A 2,444-nucleotide genomic window follows, 5' to 3' on the forward strand; every position below is an offset into this window, starting at 1 on the left:
GCAACCGACACAGTCACCGATCTACACAACCGACCCGATTAACTGAACGGTATTGGGCCTAGGGGGAGGCTGAGACTACTTTCTCGATTTTCGCGGCTTCTACGATCATCGCCGCGACAGTCTTAAGGTCCTCCCGCGAGCGGCTTTCGTTGGGATCGCAGACGTATTGCAGGATCAACCCGTCGATTGCGGCCACGATGATCCGGGCCAGGCGTGTGAAGGGCAGAGAACAGGTTTCGCCAGCTTTGTTGGCCGCTTGCTGGCACCACTGGGCGACAACGTCGGTGTATCGCTCGTACTGCCAGCGCGCGAGCGCTTGCTGGTTCGCGGTACGCAGGGCGTATGTGGTCAGCTCGTACTGCATCAGCTGTAAGCCGGCATGTCCGCTGACCAGGCGAGACCAGAAGGTCGAAATACCTTCATGGATGGCGTGGGCGAGCCCGCTGTCGACGTTAGCGGAGCTGCCGAGGATGCCGGCAATTTCGTCGACGACATCCTCGATGACCGCTTTGAGCAGACTTTCCTTCGTGGGAAAAACGTACTGCAGCGTCCCGAGTGGTACGCCCGCCTGTTTTGCGACCGCGCGAATCGAGGTGTTCGAGACGCCGAGGTCGGCCAGGGCAATGCGGGCCGCAGCGATCATCTGTTCCCGGCGCTGCGCCGCCTCGATATAGGCCATCCGCCCGCTCCCGCCTGTCGCCGCCGTGCCGTCCATACTCGGAAGCAGGGGCGGCCGTTTCAAAGTGCTGATCTGATCTTATCGGTGCAAGAGTCGGGCGACTGACAGGACCGCCACGCGGTGTGACAAGGCCCGTTCAAGCGGCGTCGGCGGCGTTAGCGATGGCCAACGTTCGGGAAAGCCGACCCGCTGTCACGGCTCCGACGACGACAGCTGCCAAAGTAGCAGTTACGGCAATGCGCTGACCCAGGCGACGTTCAGCTCGGTCAGGGTCGAGTAGTTGGCGAGCATGAGGACCAGTCCAACAGTCAATCCCACGGCGCCGACCGCTGGGGCGAAGATCGCCCCGCCCACCGATTCACCGTCTCGCTTGCGTATGAAGTAGGAGCACGCTAAATAGGTAGCCTATAGCTTCGAGGACTAACGCCGTGACGCGCGTGATTCTAAACCTCGATCCACCGATCGGCTTTTTGATGTCTCGTGAAATGTGTTGTGTATGTTCGGGGTGGCGGTGGGCGTGGGTGAGTCGCCGATCTCTGGTGTCGGCGTGTTTCACTGGGTTTCGTGTCGGGGCCGGTTCTGGCCGGTGGTTAGGGGTCAGGCTGAGTGTTGTCGTTTGATCGTGTTGTTGAACAACAGGTTCCACTCGCGTTCCCACGGCCATCGGGCGGGTAGATGCATCGTGATGCGCCGCGCTGAGGACGCGATTCGAGCGGGTATGCAGATCAGGGTGCGTCGGATGGTGGAGGTAGTCGCCTTCGCCAGACGCTGTCCACCGAGACAGGCGGCGGCGCGGGTCAGGTTGAACGCGATGACCGCACACACCAGCCAGGCGGCGTTCGCGCAGAACTTTCCCGAGGGCAGATGCGCCAATGCGGAGGCTTTGAGGTCGGCGTGGACTTGCTCGATGATCGCATGACCGCGGTGAGTCTTGTCGGCGGTCACGGTGTCCAGGTCGCTGGTGGTGAAGAACGCATGAAACCGCCACACGTCGAACAAGCCGTCTCCCTCGGCTGCGAAGTCAGGGATACGGCGCACCACCAGCCGTCCGGATACCTGCAGGCGCTTGGCTTTGGAGGTGAACGCGGTGAACGGTACTTCGGCGACCTCGGCCCGCGAGACCCACTGGCCGCTGTCTTCGTCGAAGACGGCGTCGGTGTACTCGATCGGCGTCCATGCATCTGCCGGTATCTCGCTGATCGCTGCTCGGACGTGGGAATCCTGACGCACGGTGACCGACACCTGCGCACCGGCCCGGAGCGCGGTGGTGATCGCGCGATGGCCGTAGAACGCTGAATCCGCTCGCAGCAGTACCGGTCCCGACGTATCGGACGACCGTAGCCGCCGCACGGTGGCCAGGGTGTCGGCGATCAACCGATGCGCCCCGCGCGCAGAATTACACGCCCCTTTGCGCAGGCGTTGAGCGGCGATCACCGGCGCACCGTCACCACAGGTGAGGGTGGTGATCGCCGAGTTCAGCCCACGCACTCGGGTGTAGCCGAATCCGGCGCCCTGCTTGGCCGGGCCGTGGACCTCGATGATCGAGTCGTCGATATCGATCATCACCGGCCCGTCGATCCCCGCCAGCACCGGAGTATGGCGAGCCAGTCCCGCCAACAGCCGGGTGGCGATCGCATCGGCTTGGCGGACATGCCCGAACCGGAACTCGCGAAGAAACGATCCCAACGTCGACGGGGCGTAAGGATGGTCTGAGGTTCCCCAGTTTGAGTGGACACCCGAGATAGTGGGGCTGTGGGCCCTGCTG

2 protein-coding genes are annotated in these 2,444 nt (G+C 63.1%); both read right to left on the bottom strand.

The features are described 5' to 3' along the window. Window positions 1-58: 58 nt before the first annotated feature. Entirely contained in the window at window positions 59-679 is a 621-nt protein-coding gene (locus tag P3L18_RS28005; protein WP_079932196.1) for a TetR/AcrR family transcriptional regulator, read from the bottom strand. Between the two features lie 597 nt (window positions 680-1,276). Next, the coding region (locus P3L18_RS28010; protein WP_276115984.1) for an IS1380-like element ISGbr1 family transposase at window positions 1,277-2,444 on the bottom strand (1,168 nt) is incomplete at its 5' end.

The sequence above is a fragment of the Gordonia sp. N1V genome, from assembly GCF_029269935.1.
Lineage (GTDB): Bacteria > Actinomycetota > Actinomycetes > Mycobacteriales > Mycobacteriaceae > Gordonia > Gordonia polyisoprenivorans.